At 41.0% G+C, this 18664-nt stretch carries 18 protein-coding genes and 1 pseudogene; 2 read left to right on the plus strand and 17 right to left on the minus strand.

All coding sequences use genetic code 11. The features are described from left to right. Positions 1-22 precede the first annotated feature (22 nt). From glmU to mioC, 15 genes and pseudogenes are all read right to left on the minus strand, one after another. The gene (gene glmU, locus ACRWQM_RS18020; protein WP_434930814.1) at positions 23-1387 is read right to left on the minus strand and encodes a bifunctional UDP-N-acetylglucosamine diphosphorylase/glucosamine-1-phosphate N-acetyltransferase GlmU; all 1365 of its coding nucleotides are present in this window, start codon (positions 1385-1387) and stop codon (positions 23-25) included. Positions 1388-1562: 175 nt separating this feature from the next. Then, positions 1563-1991 (minus strand): F0F1 ATP synthase subunit epsilon, encoded by a 429-nt coding sequence (locus ACRWQM_RS18025; protein WP_226412216.1) that lies wholly within the window; start codon positions 1989-1991, stop codon positions 1563-1565. 36 nt (positions 1992-2027) lie between these two features. Next, positions 2028-3419 (minus strand): F0F1 ATP synthase subunit beta, encoded by a 1392-nt coding sequence (gene atpD / locus ACRWQM_RS18030; RefSeq protein ID WP_434927688.1) that lies wholly within the window; start codon positions 3417-3419, stop codon positions 2028-2030. 35 nt (positions 3420-3454) lie between these two features. After that, positions 3455-4315, minus strand: coding sequence for a F0F1 ATP synthase subunit gamma (gene atpG / locus ACRWQM_RS18035; RefSeq protein ID WP_226412220.1), 861 nt, complete (start codon positions 4313-4315; stop codon positions 3455-3457). A 51-nt stretch (positions 4316-4366) separates the two neighbouring features. Continuing rightward, on the minus strand, positions 4367-5908 hold the full coding sequence (atpA, locus tag ACRWQM_RS18040) for a F0F1 ATP synthase subunit alpha (RefSeq protein WP_434927687.1): 1542 nt from the start codon (positions 5906-5908) through the stop codon (positions 4367-4369). A gap of 14 nt (positions 5909-5922) precedes the next feature. Beyond that, positions 5923-6456 carry a F0F1 ATP synthase subunit delta gene (gene atpH, locus ACRWQM_RS18045; RefSeq protein ID WP_434927686.1) on the minus strand — a complete coding sequence of 178 codons (534 nt, stop codon included), beginning with the start codon at positions 6454-6456 and terminating at the stop codon, positions 5923-5925. Positions 6457-6471: 15 nt separating this feature from the next. Next, positions 6472-6943, minus strand: a pseudogene (gene atpF / locus ACRWQM_RS18050) (F0F1 ATP synthase subunit B). Positions 6944-6970: 27 nt separating this feature from the next. Then, the gene (gene atpE / locus ACRWQM_RS18055) at positions 6971-7225 is read right to left on the minus strand and encodes a F0F1 ATP synthase subunit C (protein ID WP_188843213.1); all 255 of its coding nucleotides are present in this window, start codon (positions 7223-7225) and stop codon (positions 6971-6973) included. Between the two features lie 37 nt (positions 7226-7262). Further along, positions 7263-8084, minus strand: coding sequence for a F0F1 ATP synthase subunit A (gene atpB, locus ACRWQM_RS18060; protein WP_434927685.1), 822 nt, complete (start codon positions 8082-8084; stop codon positions 7263-7265). 12 nt (positions 8085-8096) lie between these two features. Continuing rightward, complete coding sequence (locus ACRWQM_RS18065; RefSeq protein ID WP_434927684.1) at positions 8097-8480, minus strand: ATP synthase subunit I; 384 nt, start codon at positions 8478-8480, stop codon at positions 8097-8099. Positions 8481-8706: 226 nt separating this feature from the next. Next, entirely contained in the window at positions 8707-9588 is an 882-nt protein-coding gene (locus ACRWQM_RS18070; protein WP_434927683.1) for a ParB/RepB/Spo0J family partition protein, read from the minus strand. 9 nt (positions 9589-9597) lie between these two features. Continuing rightward, positions 9598-10386: a ParA family protein gene (locus tag ACRWQM_RS18075; RefSeq protein ID WP_226412236.1), complete on the minus strand. Its 789-nt coding sequence runs from the start codon at positions 10384-10386 to the stop codon at positions 9598-9600. 56 nt (positions 10387-10442) lie between these two features. Beyond that, positions 10443-11063 carry a 16S rRNA (guanine(527)-N(7))-methyltransferase RsmG gene (rsmG, locus tag ACRWQM_RS18080; RefSeq protein ID WP_434927682.1) on the minus strand — a complete coding sequence of 207 codons (621 nt, stop codon included), beginning with the start codon at positions 11061-11063 and terminating at the stop codon, positions 10443-10445. A 113-nt stretch (positions 11064-11176) separates the two neighbouring features. Beyond that, complete coding sequence (mnmG, locus tag ACRWQM_RS18085) at positions 11177-13066, minus strand: tRNA uridine-5-carboxymethylaminomethyl(34) synthesis enzyme MnmG (RefSeq protein WP_434930815.1); 1890 nt, start codon at positions 13064-13066, stop codon at positions 11177-11179. Between the two features lie 485 nt (positions 13067-13551). Then, positions 13552-13995 carry an FMN-binding protein MioC gene (gene mioC / locus ACRWQM_RS18090; RefSeq protein ID WP_434930816.1) on the minus strand — a complete coding sequence of 148 codons (444 nt, stop codon included), beginning with the start codon at positions 13993-13995 and terminating at the stop codon, positions 13552-13554. Between the two features lie 125 nt (positions 13996-14120). Here mioC and ACRWQM_RS18095 point away from each other — a divergent pair, with 125 nt between their 5' ends. Next, positions 14121-15494, plus strand: a complete 1374-nt coding sequence (locus ACRWQM_RS18095) for an alanine/glycine:cation symporter family protein (protein ID WP_434930817.1) — start codon at positions 14121-14123, stop codon at positions 15492-15494. A gap of 77 nt (positions 15495-15571) precedes the next feature. On the opposite strand, the gene fghA is transcribed toward ACRWQM_RS18095, so the two are convergent. Beyond that, positions 15572-16417, minus strand: a complete 846-nt coding sequence (fghA, locus tag ACRWQM_RS18100; protein WP_434930818.1) for an S-formylglutathione hydrolase — start codon at positions 16415-16417, stop codon at positions 15572-15574. Between the two features lie 99 nt (positions 16418-16516). Then, complete coding sequence (locus ACRWQM_RS18105) at positions 16517-17647, minus strand: S-(hydroxymethyl)glutathione dehydrogenase/class III alcohol dehydrogenase (RefSeq protein WP_226412246.1); 1131 nt, start codon at positions 17645-17647, stop codon at positions 16517-16519. Between the two features lie 141 nt (positions 17648-17788). Between ACRWQM_RS18105 and ACRWQM_RS18110 the strand changes: the two genes are divergently transcribed. Next, positions 17789-18658, plus strand: coding sequence for a LysR substrate-binding domain-containing protein (locus ACRWQM_RS18110; RefSeq protein WP_434930819.1), 870 nt, complete (start codon positions 17789-17791; stop codon positions 18656-18658). The last annotated feature ends 6 nt before the right edge of the window (positions 18659-18664 follow it).

Raw genomic sequence — 18664 nt, forward strand, 5'->3', positions numbered from 1 at the left:
TAGAAGTAGTGAATGTAGAGTATTACTTCGAAAATTTTACCGGGCGTTGCCATCCAGCAATATGACGCTGTTTCACACGGGTTATCACTAATTCACCCTCGCCAACATCTTTGGCTATAGTAGAGCCTGCACCTAAGGTGGCATTTTTACCTATGGTAACTGGAGCGATAAGTTGAGTATCACTGCCAACAAATACACCATCTTCTATAGTGGTAACAAACTTATTAACACCATCGTAGTTACAGGTAATAGTACCCGCACCAATATTTACCCCGGCACCTATTTGTGCATCACCTAAGTAACTTAAATGCCCTGCTTTAGACCCTTTACCGAGTACTGTTTTTTTCATTTCAACAAAGTTACCCACGTGAGCATCTTCTTTTAATTCTGCACCGGTACGCAAACGGGCAAATGGTCCGGCACTGGCGGCTTTACCTAATTTAGCGCCTTCTATAATTGAGTAAGGCTTAATTTCAGCGTTATCGGCAATATCACAATCAATAAGAATAGCCCCGGAGCCGATAGTCACATTATTACCTAAAGTGACTTTACCTTGAATGATCACATTGACATCAATCATCACATCCATCCCAACGGTTACCTCTCCGCGGATATCAATACGGGCTGGATCACGCAAGTTAGCACCTTCAAGCATTAACTTTTCAGCCGCACGAGCTTGGTAAGCACGCTCTAATTGAGCCAGTTGCACTCGATTATTAGCCCCTTCGACTTCGATAGCAGATTCAGGTTGAGCAGTCGTAATAGCCACACCATCGGCATGTGCCATCGCTATAATATCAGTCAGGTAATATTCACCTTGGGCATTACTATTAGATAAACGACTTAACCAGGTTTTTAATTGCTTACCCGGTACAGCCATAATACCGGTATTCACTTCGGTAATTTTTAATTGCTCAGCGTTAGCATCTTTTTGCTCAATAATACCGACGACATTATCGTTGTGACGAACAATTCGGCCATATCCAGTTGGATTAACAAGGTTAACAGTCAGAATAGCTAAGCCATTATCTGCGCGGGCAGCTAATAATTTTTCTAAGGTTGATTGCTGAATCAAGGGTACATCGCCGTAAAGAATTAATACTGTATCGTCATCACTAATGTTTGAATTGGCTTGTGCTACAGCATGGCCTGTCCCTAATTGCTCAGCTTGTAACACCCAATTTAAAGGTTGCTCACCCAATGTTTGCTTTAGTTTGTCTGCGCCATAGCCATATACAAGTTGAATAGCCTTGGAGCCTAAAGCGTTTGCCGTATCAATAACATGTTGAACCATGCTTTTATGGGCGATTGGGTGTAACACTTTAGGAAGATCTGAGCGCATACGCGTTCCTTTGCCTGCAGCTAAGATCACAACATTTAACGACATGATTAATTCCTTTAAAAGACTAAAAAGTATAATTGGCGCTATTTTAGCTGAATACAGCCTAAAATGGAAAATACTCACCACAGCCATCGACGATGAATAAACAATCCCAATAAAACAGCAGAAATAAAAAAGGCGACTCATAAATGAGTCGCCTTTTATCCAGCAAATAATCAACTTATCTGGTGATATTTCTTTTGATGGTTTCAACAACTTTCAATTGCGCTATCGATTTAGCTAATTCAATTGTTGCGGCTTCATAATTGAAGTCTACGCCGGCATTAGCAATTTTCTCTTCTGCACGACGTTTAGCTTCTAAAGCTGCTTGCTCATCAATATCATCGGCACGCAATCCAACATCAGCAAGAACAGAAATAGATGTTGGTTGAATTTCCAGGATACCACCTGAAAGATACAACACTTCTTCACTGCCATCTTGCTTGACTATGCGCGCCATGCCAGGTTTGATCTTTGTTAGCAAAGGAGCATGATTAGGCATAATACCTAATTCACCTTCAGCACCAGATACTTCAAAAAAAGTAACTTCGCCGTGGTATAAGCTTTTCTCTGCACTAACAATATCAAGTTTGACTGTCATGCCTGCCATTGAGCTCTCCTTAAAGAACTAAGCTTTACGGCCTAGTTATTTCTTCTTGTTCGCTTTTTCGATAGCTTCATCGATTGAGCCAACCATGTAGAACGCTTGCTCAGGGATGTGATCGAACTCACCATCCAAGATACCCTTAAAGCCACGAATAGTGTCTTTAAGAGAAACGTACTTACCAGGAGAACCGGTAAACACTTCTGCTACGAAGAAAGGTTGAGACAAGAAACGCTCAATCTTACGTGCTCTGAATACCATGGTTTTGTCATTATCTGACAACTCATCCATACCCAAAATAGCAATAATGTCTTTCAGCTCTTTATAACGCTGTAATACAGTTTGTACACCGCTTGCAACATCATAATGCTCTTGACCTACAACCTGTGGATCTAACTGACGTGAAGTCGAATCCAATGGGTCAACCGCTGGGTAAATACCTAGCGATGCAATATTACGAGACAATACAACAGTCGCATCTAAGTGAGCGAAGGTTGTTGCTGGTGACGGATCTGTTAAGTCATCCGCTGGGACATATACCGCTTGTACAGAAGTAATAGAGCCTGTTTTGGTTGAAGCGATACGTTCTTGAAGAACACCCATCTCTTCAGCCAGTGTTGGCTGATAACCTACTGCAGAAGGCATACGACCTAAAAGTGCAGATACTTCAGTACCCGCTAAGGTGTAACGGTAAATGTTGTCAACGAACAACAGTACGTCACGACCTTCGTCACGGAACTTTTCAGCGATACTCAGGCCTGTTAACGCTACGCGTAAACGGTTACCTGGAGGCTCGTTCATTTGACCGTAAACCATGGCTACTTTGTCTAATACGCCTGAATCTTCCATCTCGTAGTAGAAGTCGTTACCCTCACGAGTACGCTCACCAACACCAGCGAATACAGAAAGACCCGAGTGAGCTTTAGCGATGTTGTTAATCAGTTCCATCATGTTAACTGTTTTACCAACACCAGCACCACCGAACAGACCGACTTTACCACCTTTAGCGAAAGGACAAACAAGGTCGATAACCTTGATACCCGTCTCTAATAGCTCAGTTGAATTTGACTGATCTTCGTATGAAGGTGCTGCACGGTGAATTTCATAACGCTCTTCTTCACCAATTGGACCCGCTTCATCGATAGGCTCGCCCAATACGTTCATAATACGGCCAAGGGTCTTAACCCCTACCGGAACAGAAATTGGTGAACCTGAGTTTGCTACCTCTAAACCACGACGCAGACCATCAGAAGAACCCATAGCGATGGTACGAACAACACCACCACCTAGTTGTTGCTGAACTTCCAGCACCAAACCATTACATGGGCTTTCGCCTGTGATCTTCAGAGCGTCATATACTCGAGGTACAGAATCTTGTGGAAACTCTACGTCCACAACCGCGCCAATTACTTGGACAACAGTACCTGTGCTCATGATTAATCCTCTAAACTTGATTTCGTTACCTAAACCTAAACCGCTGCAGCGCCTGATACAATTTCCGACAGTTCTTGCGTAATAGCAGCCTGACGGGCCTTGTTATAGACGAGTTGTAAACCATCGATCATGTCGCCAGCGTTATCTGTTGCCGCTTTCATTGCTACCATACGGGCAGACTGTTCAGAGGCAATATTTTCAACAACACCTTGATATACTTGTGATTCTATATAACGAGTTAGCAGTGTTTCCAAAATTTCTTTTGGATCTGGCTCGTAAATATAATCCCAAGGATAACTAGCTACTTCTTCATCTGATTTAGGTAAAGGTAGCAGTTGCTCGATCACAGGAGTCTGGGTCATTGTATTAACAAACTTGTTAAACACAATGTACAGACGGTCCAGTTTGCCTTCGTTGTAAGCTTTTAACATGACACGTACAGTGCCAATCAAATCAGCAAGTTTGGGCGCGTCGCCTAAACCTGATGCATGGGCGGAAATTTGACCACCAAAGCTTTTAAAAAACTGAACAGAACGGGCACCAATTGGGCAAAACTCAACTTCTGCGCCTTGTTCTTTCCATTTTTTAATGTCTGTCACAACCTTTTTAAATAAGTTGGTATTCAAACCACCACAAAGACCACGGTCGGTTGCTACAACAATGTAACCAACCCGCTTAGCATCTCGAACTTCTAACATTGGATGTTTAAATTCGAGAGTACCTTGCGCTACGTGACCGATCACTTTACGCATATTTTCAGCATATGGACGGCTTGCAGCCATGCGTTCCTGCGCTTTACGCATTTTGCTGGCGGCTACCATCTCCATAGCGGAAGTGATCTTCTGAGTATTTTTGATACTCGCGATCTTGGTTTTAATCTCTTTAGCGTTAGCCATCTCTACTCTCCAATCTGGGACCTGAGGTGCCCATGGACACCCCGTTCATTGTTACCAGGTTTGGGTTTCAATGAACTTGTCCATGCCTGCCTTTAACTCACCTTCGATATCAGCGTTATAATCGCCAGTAGCATTGATGGTGTTCATAAGGTCAGCATGTTGACTGTTCATGTATGAAAGCAGAGCGGCTTCAAAGCGACCGATTTCATTTAAAGCAACACTTTTAAGGAAGCCTTTTTCAGCTGCAAAAATAGACACAGACTGGGCGGCAACACTCATTGGTGCATATTGCTTTTGCTTCATTAATTCGGTTACACGCTCACCATGCTCAAGTTGAGCACGAGTTGCTTCATCTAAATCAGATGCGAACTGTGAGAACGCTGCAAGCTCACGATACTGTGCAAGTGCGGTACGAATACCACCAGACAGTTTCTTGATGATCTTAGTCTGCGCTGCACCACCAACACGAGAAACAGAAATACCTGGGTTAACTGCTGGACGAAGTCCTGAGTTAAACAAGTCAGTTTCAAGGAAGATCTGACCATCGGTAATCGAAATTACGTTAGTCGGTACGAACGCTGATACGTCACCAGCTTGGGTTTCAATAATAGGTAACGCAGTTAAAGAACCGGTTTTACCTGTTACTGCACCTTTAGTAAATTTCTCTACATAATTTTCGTTTACGCGTGAAGCACGCTCTAATAAACGAGAGTGTAGATAGAAAACGTCACCTGGGTATGCTTCACGTCCTGGTGGACGCTTCAATAGTAATGAAATCTGACGGTAAGCAACTGCTTGCTTAGACAAATCATCATATACGATTAAAGAATCTTCACCGCGGTCACGGAAGTATTCACCCATAGAACAACCAGAATATGGCGCCAAAAATTGCAGTGCAGCTGTTTCTGAAGCAGATGCAACTACAACGATAGTGTTTGCTAATGCGCCATGTTCTTCAAGTTTACGTACTACGTTGGCTATGGTAGAGGCTTTCTGACCAACAGCAACATAGACACACTTAATGCCTGAATCTTTCTGGTTGATAATTGCATCGATTGCCATCGCTGTTTTACCAGTCTGACGGTCACCAATGATCAATTCACGTTGTCCACGACCAATAGGGATCATAGAATCAACGGCTTTATAACCTGTTTGAACTGGTTGCGATACTGACTTACGTTCAATAACACCAGGAGCAATTACTTCAACAGGAGAGAAACCATCGTTGTCGACAGGTCCTTTTCCGTCAATAGGCTCACCCAGTGTGTTAACAACGCGACCAAGTAGACCACGACCAACTGGTACTTCAAGAATACGACCAGTGGTTCTAACTTTATCGCCTTCTGCTAAACTAGCATAAGGCCCCATCACTACAGCGCCGACAGAATCACGTTCTAAGTTCAACGCGATTGCAAAACAGCCACCAGGCAGTTCGATCATTTCACCTTGCATTACATCGGCAAGGCCGTTAATGCGAATGATGCCGTCACTTACTGCAACGATTGTACCTTCGTTGCGAGCTTCACTAACGACGTTGAACTGCTCGATCCGCTGTTTAATCAGATCGCTGATTTCAGTGGAATTCAGTTGCATGCTAAAACTCCCAATTACGACTGCAGCTTATCAGACAGACGCGATAACTTACCGCTTACCGAGCCATCAATGACTAGGTCGCCTGATTTAATAATCACACCGCCGATTAGCGATGTATCAATACTGCAATTCAGCTTAACTTTGCGTGCGAGACGTTTCTCTAAAGAAACACTAATTTGCTGCTGTTGCTCAGAGTTTAACTCGAAAGCAGAAACCACATCGGCCTCAACTTCTTTCGCCCACTCATTTCGGTATTCAGCAAAAATCAGCGATACAGAAGGCAGTATCGCTAAACGACCGTTTTCAGCCATTACCTTTATCAGGTTTTGACCTTGCTCGTTGACTTGTTCTCCACATACCTTAATAAATAGTGAAGCAAGTTCAGCACTGGCTAGAGTGCCATTAAGCAGTGGCTTTATTGATTCGTTTACACTTACCAATGACGCGAAAGTTAACATTTCTGTCCAACTATCTACCGCTTTATGTTCAACTGCAAAATCAAAAGCTGCCTTTGCGTAAGGACGAGCGATGGTGCTTAATTCAGCCATTACTCAACTCCTTAATCAAATTTCAGCAACTAGTTTATTAACTATGTCGCTGTGGGCTGCTGGGTCAATCGAACGCTCAAGAATCTTCTCTGCACCAATGATGGCTAGAGCCGCTACTTGCTTACGCAAGTCATCTTTCACGCGATTACGTTCGTTCTCAATTTCTGCTTTACCCTGAGCGACAATTTTAGCTCGCTCAGCATCTGCTTCAGCCTTTGCTTCTTCAACGATTTGAGCTTTTCGCTTGTTAGCTTGCTCAATAATTTCGTTGGCAGTTGCCTTAGCATCTTTAAGTTGCTCAGTGGCTTTCGCTTGAGCTAACTCTAGATCTTTTGCAGCACGGCCGGCATCGGCCAGACCATCAGCAATTTTTCTTCTGGCGCTCTTCGATAGCATTCATCAACGGCGGCCATACAAACTTCATGCAGAACCACACAAAGAGCGCAAAAGATATTGCTTGGCCTAGCAGGGTAGCGTTAATACTCATAACGTCAACTCCTTACAGGGTGCTAAATTAGCCAAGTTGAGCTAAGAATGGGTTCGCGAATACGAAGAATAATGCAACACCAACCGCAATCATAGAGATCGCATCAAGTAGACCCGCTACGATGAACATCTTAGTTTGTAACGCTGGCGCTAGCTCAGGTTGACGTGCAGAAGCTTCTAAGAACTTACCACCTAAGATTGCGAATCCGATTGCTGTACCTAATGCAGCTAGGCCAATCATGATAGCAACAGCGATTGCCGTAAAACCAATTACAGTTTCCATTTTATCTCCGATAAATGTCTAATTATCAATTTCTAAATTAATGTTCTTCATGAGCCATGCTTAGATAAACAATCGTCAGCATCATGAAAATAAAGGCCTGCAGCACAATAACCAAAATATGGAATATAGCCCAAGGCACTGAAAGTGCGAACTGAGCCCACCAAGGCATAAGTGCTATCAGAATAAAGATCAACTCACCTGCATACAGGTTACCAAACAGACGAAGCGCTAATGAAATAGGCTTCGCAATCAAGGTGACAGTTTCCAAAACTAAGTTTACTGGAATCAATAACCAATGATTGAAAGGTTGTAATGTTAGTTCCTTAGTGAAACCGCCAATACCCTTAACTTTAATACTGTAAAACACAATCAACACAAACACACTTAAGGACATACCTAAAGTGACGTTTAAATCGGTGGTAGGTACAATTTTAAGGTAAGGAACACCTAATAATCTGTTTGCGGCTTCAGGTATAAAATCAACCGGAATTAAGTCCATTAAGTTCATCAGGAAAATCCAGACGAATATAGTTAGACCTAACGGTGCAATAACAGCATTACGACCATTAAATGAATCTTTTGCTATTTTATCAACACCTTCCACGCACATTTCAACGAAACATTGAAATTTACCTGGAACACCAGTGGTTGCTTTTTTTCCTGCTTTGCGGAATAACCACAAAAACAAGATCCCAAGGCCAACTGAAAACAAAAGTGAGTCAATGTGCCAAGTCCAAAACCCGGCATCTTGACATGCATAGTTAAAAGCAACTCCGCCATCGGCAGAACACATTTTCGCATTAGTCAGGTGATGCTGGATATACTCGGAAGCGTTTAATGCTTCACCAGTTGTCGCCATGATTAATCTCACTTAATTTTGCTTGAAGTATAAAGGGACTGTCCATGGCACTATAAGACCTAAAGCATAGGTTGCAAATAAAGGTGCGAACACCATATCTAACAAACCAAACGCAATAGCAAACAATACTATGGTTAGCAGTAACTTTACCGCTTCCCCCAGAAAAAACGATTGAACGACTTTTCCTGACGCACTTGCCCCCGCATGGGAAAAGGCTAGGGTTGCGAATACAAAATTGGGCAGTACAGCAATGAGACCTCCCGCCAAAGCAGAAAGACCATACTGAACACCCCACAGAGCGAAAAGTAAAATTGATGTAGCCCCAACAACCGCCGCCTGAAATATCACCATTTTATAGGCTGAAGACCGGCCACGACGCGCTAAAACATTAGTCAAATTTTTCTCTCCGCATTCGTGCTTTTTGCGAGTTGCAGTCTAAATTAACTTTATTAACCCAGCCTTAACTTACAAAAAGCCTGCAAAGTATACCTTTTCGCATTTTGTTTGCAACTTTGATAAGCGTAAAACAGCTATTTTAAAGGTGATTTGCATCAAGAACTGCAAAAACAAAAATAGATAGCTGCATCACAAACTTATTGATGATGTGGTTTATTGTTAAAAATTAGTGAATTTTACTCAAAATACCGTCTAATTCAGCAAGATTTTGATAATTTATTACAATTTTACCCTTTCCTTTACTGCCATGATTAATTGCAACTTTAGCACCTAATCTTTCAATTAACTGTTGCTCTAAACGGCTTACATCATGATCTTTAGGCATAGTTTCAGGAGGTTTAGCAGGATTTATCGCTTTATTTACTAACCGTTCTGTTTCACGAACAGTCATTTCTTTCGATGCGACTAATCTGGCAAGGTTAGTTTGCTCATCACCTTCAATAGCAAGTAAGGCACGGGCATGGCCCATATCTATATCGCCATTTTCTAATAAACGCTTTACCGGCTCATTAAGACTGTTTAAACGCAACAAATTAGATACTGATGCACGTGACTTGCCTACGGCATCGGCCACTTGTTGATGGGTGAGTTCAAATTCAGTCAATAGGCGCTGCAATGCTATGGCTTCTTCCATTGCATTGAGGTCTTCACGCTGAATATTCTCAATTAAGGCAATCGCCACAGCAGCTTCATCAGCCACTTGTTTAACTAAACATGGCACTTTATTCAGCTTTGCGATTTGAGCTGCACGCCAACGACGTTCACCGGCAATAATTTCATATTTAAATTCTGATACTTTACGCACAACAATGGGCTGAATAATCCCTTGTGAGCGAATAGATTCAGCTAATTCTTCTAGCGCTTCAGGTGACATATCTTTACGAGGTTGATATTTGCCCGGTTGCAATAAATCCAGATCAAGATGTATCAGCTCATTATCCTGTTGATTGACACTATTTTGCTGAATATCTGATTGTCGACTTGCCGCATTGCTATGGCTTAGTAGGGCATCCAAGCCTTTACCTAAACCGCGTTTTTTTACCGTCATTATCTCATCCTACGCTTGTTTAATGGTTGTTTGCTGCTCTGCACGGCGAATAATTTCGCCTGCTAAGGCTAAATATGCTTTAGCTCCGGCACTGCTCTTATCATAATACATGGCAGGTGCGCCAAAACTTGGTGCTTCAGCTAAACGAATATTTCTCGGGATCACGGTACGATAAACTTTTTCACCAAAATGTTGTTTTAGTTGATCAGATACATCGTTAGATAATCGATTACGAGGGTCGTACATAGTACGAAGGATCCCTTCTATTTTTAGCGCCGGATTAACCATAGCGCCTAATTTTGTGATGGTATCAATTAATGCGGTGAGTCCTTCAAGGGCATAATATTCACATTGCATAGGTACTAATACTGAATCAGCTGCTGACATGGCATTTACGGTCAACATATTGAGTGATGGCGGACAATCAATAAAAATAAAATCGTATTGATCTTTAATCGGGGCCAGTGCATTACGTAAGCGAATTTCACGAGCGTAAAATTCCATTAATTTGATCTCTGCTGCGGTAACATCTCCATTGCCAGCAATGAGATCATATTTACCTACGGTATTTCTTATCACCATTTCATCGAACGGTTTTTCTTCTACCAGTAACTCATAGGCGGTGTTTTCGACTTCATATTTGTCAACACCACTGCCCATAGTGGCATTACCTTGTGGATCTAAATCAATCAACAACACTTTACGCTTTGTGGCGGCAAGTGATGCGGCTAAATTTACGCAAGTTGTTGTTTTTCCTACGCCACCTTTTTGGTTGGCAACGGCAATGATTTTACCCACAATATTATCCTGTTGTAATTATTGATGTCCGGTATACGTATATCTGCTAGTGAGTATTACATTTTTACCAATTTTAATAAATGTCGCTGTTCATCAAGCTTTGGTACTTGTAAAACGATGGTTTCAATCAGCTTAAACTCAGCAGGTATTGCGGCTATTTCAGCTTCGGTCAATTGACCTTTTAATGCGTAGAATAATCCACCTTCTTTAGGTAAATGATGACACCAGTTCAACATGTCAGTAATAGAAGCAAATGCTCTGCTCAACACACCATCAAATTTATCTTTGGGATGATAAGCTTCTACTCTGCTTTCAATAGAGCTGAAATTGTTAATCTTTAACTCGAATTGAACCTGTTTTTGAAAACGGATACGTTTACCTAAACTGTCTAGTAAGACAAATTCTTTATCCGGATTTAAGATTGCAAGTGGGATCCCAGGTAAACCCGGGCCGGTTCCAACATCAATAAATCGTTGGCCCTCAAGATAAGGGGATACCACTAAACTGTCCATCACATGGCGGATTAACATTTGTTCAGGTAATCTAACCGAAGTTAAATTATAGGCTTTATTCCATTTGTTGAGCATTTCAACAAAGCCAACAAGTTGTTTTTGTTGTAATTCTGTCGCTGATATGTTTATTTCAGCTAAATAATCACTAAGTTGAGCTGCTAGCACAAATAACGCCTCTTTAATTTTTATCGATAATCTTCGGTATTATGAAGCCGTAAAAGCACTAAGGGAAGCCTTATGGCTCCCCTTATGATTGAGTTTAATCGGTTTAGTTGAATTTATGCAGTTTTTCTCAATAAGCCACGTTTTTTCAAATGTACCAATAAAATGGATATTGCTGCTGGGGTTATTCCAGATATACGCGATGCTTGACCAACTGTATCAGGTTTATGGTTATTTAATTTTGCAATAACCTCATTGGATAAACCGGGTACTTCTTGATAATCCAAATCTAACGGCAACAATGAACTTTCATGACGAATAGCTTTATCTATTTCGCCTTGCTGACGTTGTATATAACCTGAATATTTAACTTGAATTTGTACTTGTTCTGCTGCTTGTGGATCTTCAAGTCCAGGGCCAAATCCTTCTAAAGACATTAACTTAGAGTAGTCCATTTCTGGTCGACGTAATAAGTCCTCAAAAGAAGCTTCACGTGATATAGGTGTATTTAACTCTGGATTTAATACATCTAGCAAAGGTGAATTTGGGTGAACCCATTGGCCACGAAGACGCTGCAATTCCAATTCGATCGATTCACGTTTTTCACTGAATTTAGCCCAGCGATCATCATCAACTAATCCTAATTCACGGCCTTTTTCAGTCAAACGTAAATCGGCATTATCTTCACGTAATAATAAACGATACTCAGCACGACTGGTGAACATACGGTACGGTTCTTTGGTGCCTAAAGTTGATAAATCATCAACTAAAACACCAAGATAAGCTTCATCACGGCGTGGACACCAGCTTTCTTTACCTTGCACCAGTAAACTAGCATTCATTCCTGCAAGTAAGCCCTGTGCAGCAGCTTCTTCGTATCCTGTTGTACCGTTAATTTGCCCTGCAAAGAATAATCCAGCGATCGCTTTTGTTTCTAGTGAATTTTTAAGATCCCTTGGATCAAAATAATCATATTCAATAGCATAACCTGGTCGCATAATTTCAGCATTTTCCATGCCTTTAATCGAACGAACTAAATTAAGCTGTACATCAAATGGCAAACTGGTTGAAATACCATTTGGATAAATTTCATTAGTGCTTAGGCCTTCTGGCTCAATAAATATCTGATGTGATGATTTATCTGCAAAGCGATGTATTTTATCTTCAATAGATGGACAATATCTTGGACCAATACCTTCGATAACCCCTGAATACATTGGACTTCTATCTAAAGCACCACGAATGATATCGTGGGTCTTTTCATTGGTGTGTGTGATATAACAAGATACTTGTCTAGGATGCTGACTAACATCACCAATAAATGACATTACTGGCAATGGTGTATCGCCTTTTTGTTCTGTCATTTGATTAAAATCAATAGTGTTTGCATCAATACGAGGTGGTGTACCGGTTTTTAATCGTCCGACACGGATTGGTAATTCACGTAAACGATTTGCTAGTGCGATAGCTGGTGGATCACCTGCTCTACCACCGCTGTAGTTTTGCATGCCAATGTGAATTTTACCGCTTAAAAAAGTGCCTGTTGTTAACACAACACTTGGTGCTTCAAATGCTAATCCCATTTGAGTAACAACACCAATAATTCTATTATTTTCAACAACAACGTCATCTACAGCTTGTTGGAATATTCGCAAGTTAGCTTGATTTTGAAGAATGTGTTGAATTTTTTGACGATACAAAGCTCTGTCAGCTTGTGCCCGAGTAGCTCGAACCGCTGGTCCTTTGCTGGAATTTAATGTTCTAAATTGAATTCCTGCAAAGTCAGTTGCTATTGCCATTGAACCGCCCAAAGCGTCAATTTCTTTGACCAAATGACCTTTTCCGATACCACCGATTGCTGGGTTACAGGACATTTGTCCTAGAGTATCGATATTGTGCGTGAGTAATAGGGTTTTTGATCCCATTCTTGCAGCGGCGAGTGCGGCTTCAGTTCCGGCATGACCACCACCAACAACAATTACATCAAACCGTTCATGAAAATGCATTTGCAACCTACGTTAACTAATTTAAAAAAATGGGTTAAAAAAATTGTCGAGTTTTAGTCGAGTTCAAATTGAGCGGATCATTTTAGCATTTGAAGGGCACTTGGTGAAAGATCATTTTTACCTGTTCGATCTAATGTGGTTTGACTAATAGATCTTAAGATCTTTATATAGATCTTCTTATTATGTTTATTATTAGGATCGATGAAATCTGTGGGTAACGCTAATTTTTAATTAATATTATAGGCTTACAAGATCCTAATCCTGTGATCATTTAGCGATCAAACCCAAGATAAGCTGGGGATAGATCGCATAGTTATCCACAAGGGGGATCTTGATCAAGATCGGGGTGTGAACAGTACAGGGTTATGATCGTATAAATTAATAGTTTATCCACATACTTATAAATAAAATTAGTTTTTTGTGGATAAACTGGAACTAAATTGTGGGTTATTGATCTATTACACCCATAAAAAGTGTTAATAGATCTAAATGATCAGCCCTTGCCAGTTAGATAACCATGATAAGGCGGGCTCTTCTGGGATAGGATCGCGTTGTACATCAATTTGGATCTTATCCACAATGGCTTTTGCTCCAGCGGCTTCAAATAAGCTAATCAGTAATTCTGGCCCCTGACAAAAAGTATCGTAACTTGAATCGCCAATAGCGCATAAAGCAAACTGATATTGTTTCAGATCCGGCATTTTTAGCATTAATTGTTGATAAAATGGCTGGATATTATCGGGTAGATCGCCTGCTCCATGAGTAGAACAAACTAAAATCCATAGTGGATATTCGCTCAAATTATCTAGATTTGGCTCCAGCATAACGCTTGTTTGATGGCCTATTTCAACGAGCTGAGCGGCTAAATCATCGGCAATATACTCACTGCCGCCTAACGTTGTGCCTACTAATAGTGCTATTTTTGCCATGTTAACTCCAAATAATGTTCGAGATATTTATTCATTTTGCCTGATTTATGCAATTTATTCATTGCACCTTTTAGGGAGACTCAGTAGTTTTAGATTAATCTTCTTACAATTGTGTAACATAAATAATGACTTTAGTTGAACTTACTCAGCAATTTGCCGATATTGCCTGGGGCCCACATATGCTCATTTTACTCGTGGGAGGTGGATTATTCTTCCTGATTTACTCTCGGTTTGTGCCATTTAGATATATAGGTCATGCAATTAATATTTTGCGTGGTAAACATCCTGATGATGGTGCAGAGGGCCATATTAGTCATGCGGGAGCCTTATCCAGTGCGATGGCCGGTACTGTAGGTATGGGCAACATAGGGAGTGTGGCTGTGGCTATTATGGTGGGGGGACCTGGTGCTATTTTTTGGATGTGGATCAGTGCCATAGTGGGGATGGCAACTAAATTTTTTACCTGTACCTTAGCTATTATGTACCGTGGAAAAGATGAAAATGGGGATGTACAGGGCGGACCTATGTACATTATCACCCAGGGACTTTCTAAAAAATGGCACTTTTTAGCGGTATTTTTTTGTGTTGTAGGATTAGTCGGTAATTTTCCATTATTTAATTCAAATCAATTAGTGCAGATCATTCGTGAATGGTTGATCGTTAAGCCGGGCTATTTTCCTGCAAATGAATCGACTTTTATGTTGGATCTTGGCCTTGGGATCGTAGTGATGTTAATTGTTGCTAGCGTCATTTTGGGTGGGATCAAGCGAATTGCAACGGTTGCATCTAAAGTGGTTCCTTTGATGATTTTGATCTATATGGGTTGTGCTTTCTACGTTATAGCCACTCATCTAAATGAAATACCCGGGTATTTTGCATTAATTTTCACCGAAGCTTTCTCATTAAATTCGGTTGGAGGAGGGATTTTAGGCACTATGTTAATAGGTATTCGCCGAGCGGCTTTTTCTAACGAGGCTGGTATTGGAACTGAAGTGATGGCCCATGGTTGTGCTAAAACTAACGAGCCAGTAAAAGAAGGCTTAGTGGCTATGCTTGGTCCTGCTATTGACACCCTAATGGTGTGTACTGCTACGGCGATGATTATATTAATATCTGGGGTTTGGCAGGGAACAGAAGCTGAAGGGGTTAATTTATCTGCTCAGGCATTTAGTATAACTATGCCTGGTGTTGGACCTTATTTATTGATTTTATGTGTGGTGTTTTTCAGTATTAGTACCATTTTTACTCAGGCTTTTTATGGTGGTCAATGTTTTGCATTTCTATTTGGTCGTAGCAAAATACGCTATTATCAATACTTTTATTTATTGGCCATTTTGTTTGCAGCAACTGCTAGTCTTCAAGAAATTGTTAATATTATTGATGCTGCGTACGCATTAATGGCTATTCCAACAATGACATCAGCTATTTTACTTGCACCTAAAGTTAAGGCAGCTTCGGTTAAATACTTTGCTAAGTTAAAAGTTAATCAGCTAAATTAATTGGGTATATTTACTTTATAACTTAAAAAAGGAATGCATCTGCATTCCTTTTTCATTTATATAAGTGGGTTTACTTGTTAAAAATATTTAGCGTGAAAGCGAAGGTGTTCTTCAATAAAACTGGAGATGAAATAATAACTGTGATCATAACCTTCTTGCATACGTAAGGTTAACGGGTAATTAACATGTTTAGCGGCATCTTTTAAGGCTTGTGGGTTAAGTTGTTCAGCTAAAAAGTTATCATCACTACCCTGATCCACCAGCGCAGGAATATACGCTTTTACATCTGTTAACGTTTTTAGTCGCTCACAGCTGTCATATTCAAGCCAGGTACTTTCATCTTCTCCTAAATAACCTTTGAAAGCTTTTTGGCCCCAAGGACTACTTATGGGATGACAGATTGGGCTGAATGCTGACACGCTGCTGTATCTAGCAAGATTACTAAAGGCGATAAGCAGTGCACCATGGCCGCCCATAGAATGGCCGCTAATTGCACGTTGTTTTGTGACGGGAAAGTTAGCTTCAATAATGGCGGGTAACTCATCAACGACATAATCATACATTTGATAGTGTTTATTGAAAGGCGCTTGAGTGGCATTAACATAAAAGCCAGCGCCTAAGCCAAAATCATATGCTCCTTTACTATCGTCAGGTACTTCATCACCGCGGGGGCTGGTATCAGGACAAACAATAGCAAAACCCAGTTCTGCAGCAAGTTTAAGTGCACCTGCTTTTTGCATAAAGTTTTCATCGGTGCAGGTTAATCCTGATAACCAATAAAGGACGGGGACTTTTTTTGTTTGTGCTTGTGGCGGCAAAAAAATAGCAAAACGCATACTACAATGTGTGCTGGTTGATTGATGACTAAACTGTTTATGCCAGCCATTAAATACTTTAGTAGAGCTCACTTGTTCAATAGGCATCTTGGTTCCTTTTTGCTGTTACTTGCAAGAAAACCTAATAACACTAAAGTAGATAGTGTTATTAGTCTGTTTATTATAGCTAGATAGTGCCGATTAAAATCACTTATTAAAGTGAATTACACTGCGAATACTTTCTCCTTTGTGCATAAGATCAAATGCATCATTAATTCCTTCAAGTCCCATTGTGTGGGTAATAAACTGGTCTAGTTTAAATTCGCCTGCGAGATATTGCTCAACAATTCCGGGTAATTCACTGCGTCCTTTTACACCACCAAATGCACTACCACGCCATACTCGGCCAGTAACTAATTGGAATGGACGGGTTGATATTTCTTGGCCTGCGCCTGCTACGCCAATCACGACAGACTCACCCCAACCTTTATGACAACATTCTAATGCGCTGCGCATTACGTTGACGTTACCAATACATTCGAATGAGAAATCAACGCCGCCGTCAGTCATTTCAACAATCACATCTTGAATGGGTTTATCAAAGTTTTTAGGATTAATGCAGTCAGTTGCACCCAGCTTTTTAGCTAACTCGAACTTAGATTCGTTTAAGTCTATGCCAATAATTCTGCTTGCACCGGCCATGGTTGCGCCAATAATTGCCGATAAACCAATACCACCTAGACCAAAAATAGCAACCGTATCACCTTTTTGTACTTTCGCTGTTTTAAGTACAGCACCTATCCCTGTAGTGACACCACAACCGAGTAAACATACTTCTTCAAGTGGTGCTATAGGGTTTACTTTGGCTAAAGATATTTCCGGTAATACTGTGTATTCAGAAAATGTTGAACAGCCCATATAATGAAAAATAGGTTCACCGTCTTTAAAGAAACGTGTAGTGCCGTCAGGCATTAGACCTTTACCTTGAGTTGCACGAACGGCGCTACATAAATTGGTTTTACCTGAAGTACAAAATTTACACTTGCCACACTCAGCGGTATACAGTGGAATTACGTGATCACCCACTTTAACACTGGTAACGCCTTCACCTACCATGTGGACTACGCCGCCACCTTCATGTCCTAAAATAGCCGGAAATACACCTTCAGGATCATCTCCTGATAATGTGAAGGCATCTGTATGACAAACACCTGATGCCACAATGCGGACCATCACTTCACCTGCTTTTGGGTACATTACGTCTACTTCTTCCACTTTTAATGGCTGACCTGGTCCCCAAGCAACGGCGGCTTTAGATTTTATAAATTGTGCTGACATGTGGTTATTCCTGTTTAAGGTTACTTTAGCTAGGTTAACAAAAAAGCGCTCTACACAGTGTAGATGATTAAACTATTGTAATTGTTTTCTGTAAGATGATAATAAGCTTATTTTACAAATTACTTTTACGAGGATGTAATAATGATGCCATGGGATGGAGTGGTTGAGTTTGTCGCTGTTGCTCAAACAGAAAGCTTTACTCAAGCCGCTAGCCGTTTAGGTATTTCCACCGCACAGGTGAGTCGCCAAGTGAGCCAACTTGAGAATAGGCTCGCAATAAAATTATTCTATCGTACTACACGTAAAGTCTCTCTTACTGAAGAAGGCGCGATATATTTTCGCCATTGTCGTCAAGTGTTGGATGGGCTAGAAGAGGCTGAACGGGCTATTTCTAGTTTGCAGCATTCTCCACAAGGGCTTATTAGAATGACAGCACCAGTCACTTATGGTGAACGGTTTGTTATGCCTATTGTGGTAGATTTTATGGCGCAATATCCACAAGTTGAAGTTATTTGTGAATTAACCAATAAACAGCTGGATTTGGTAGATGGCAGTTATGATTTGGCTATTCGATTAGGGCGTTTGGCTGATTCGAGCTTAATTGCTAAACGGCTCAGTAGCCGTCGCCAATATGTTTGCGCTTCGCCTGCTTATCTTAAGCAATACGGTGTGCCTGAAAATTTAACCGATTTAAATAAACATGATTGTTTAATTGGCACTAATAGCCATTGGCACTTTGATGAGCAGGGTAAAGAGAAAGTCATTAAAGTGCAGGGACGTTTGCAATGTAGCAGTGGCATGACGTTATTAGATGCGGCTATAAGGGGCATGGGAGTTGTGCAATTACCCGGTTATTACGTCAATGAGGCAATAGCACTGGGCCAACTGACGGTGTTACTGGGTCAGTACCAACAGGCAAAAGAAGGTATTTGGGCCTTGTATCCGCAAAATAGGCATTTATCTGCCAAAGTGCGTTTATTAGTCGATATGTTGGCTGACAAATTACCTTAATTAATG

It is taken from the genome of Shewanella sp. HL-SH5 (genome assembly GCF_051163755.1).
GTDB lineage: Bacteria > Pseudomonadota > Gammaproteobacteria > Enterobacterales > Shewanellaceae > Shewanella > Shewanella glacialimarina.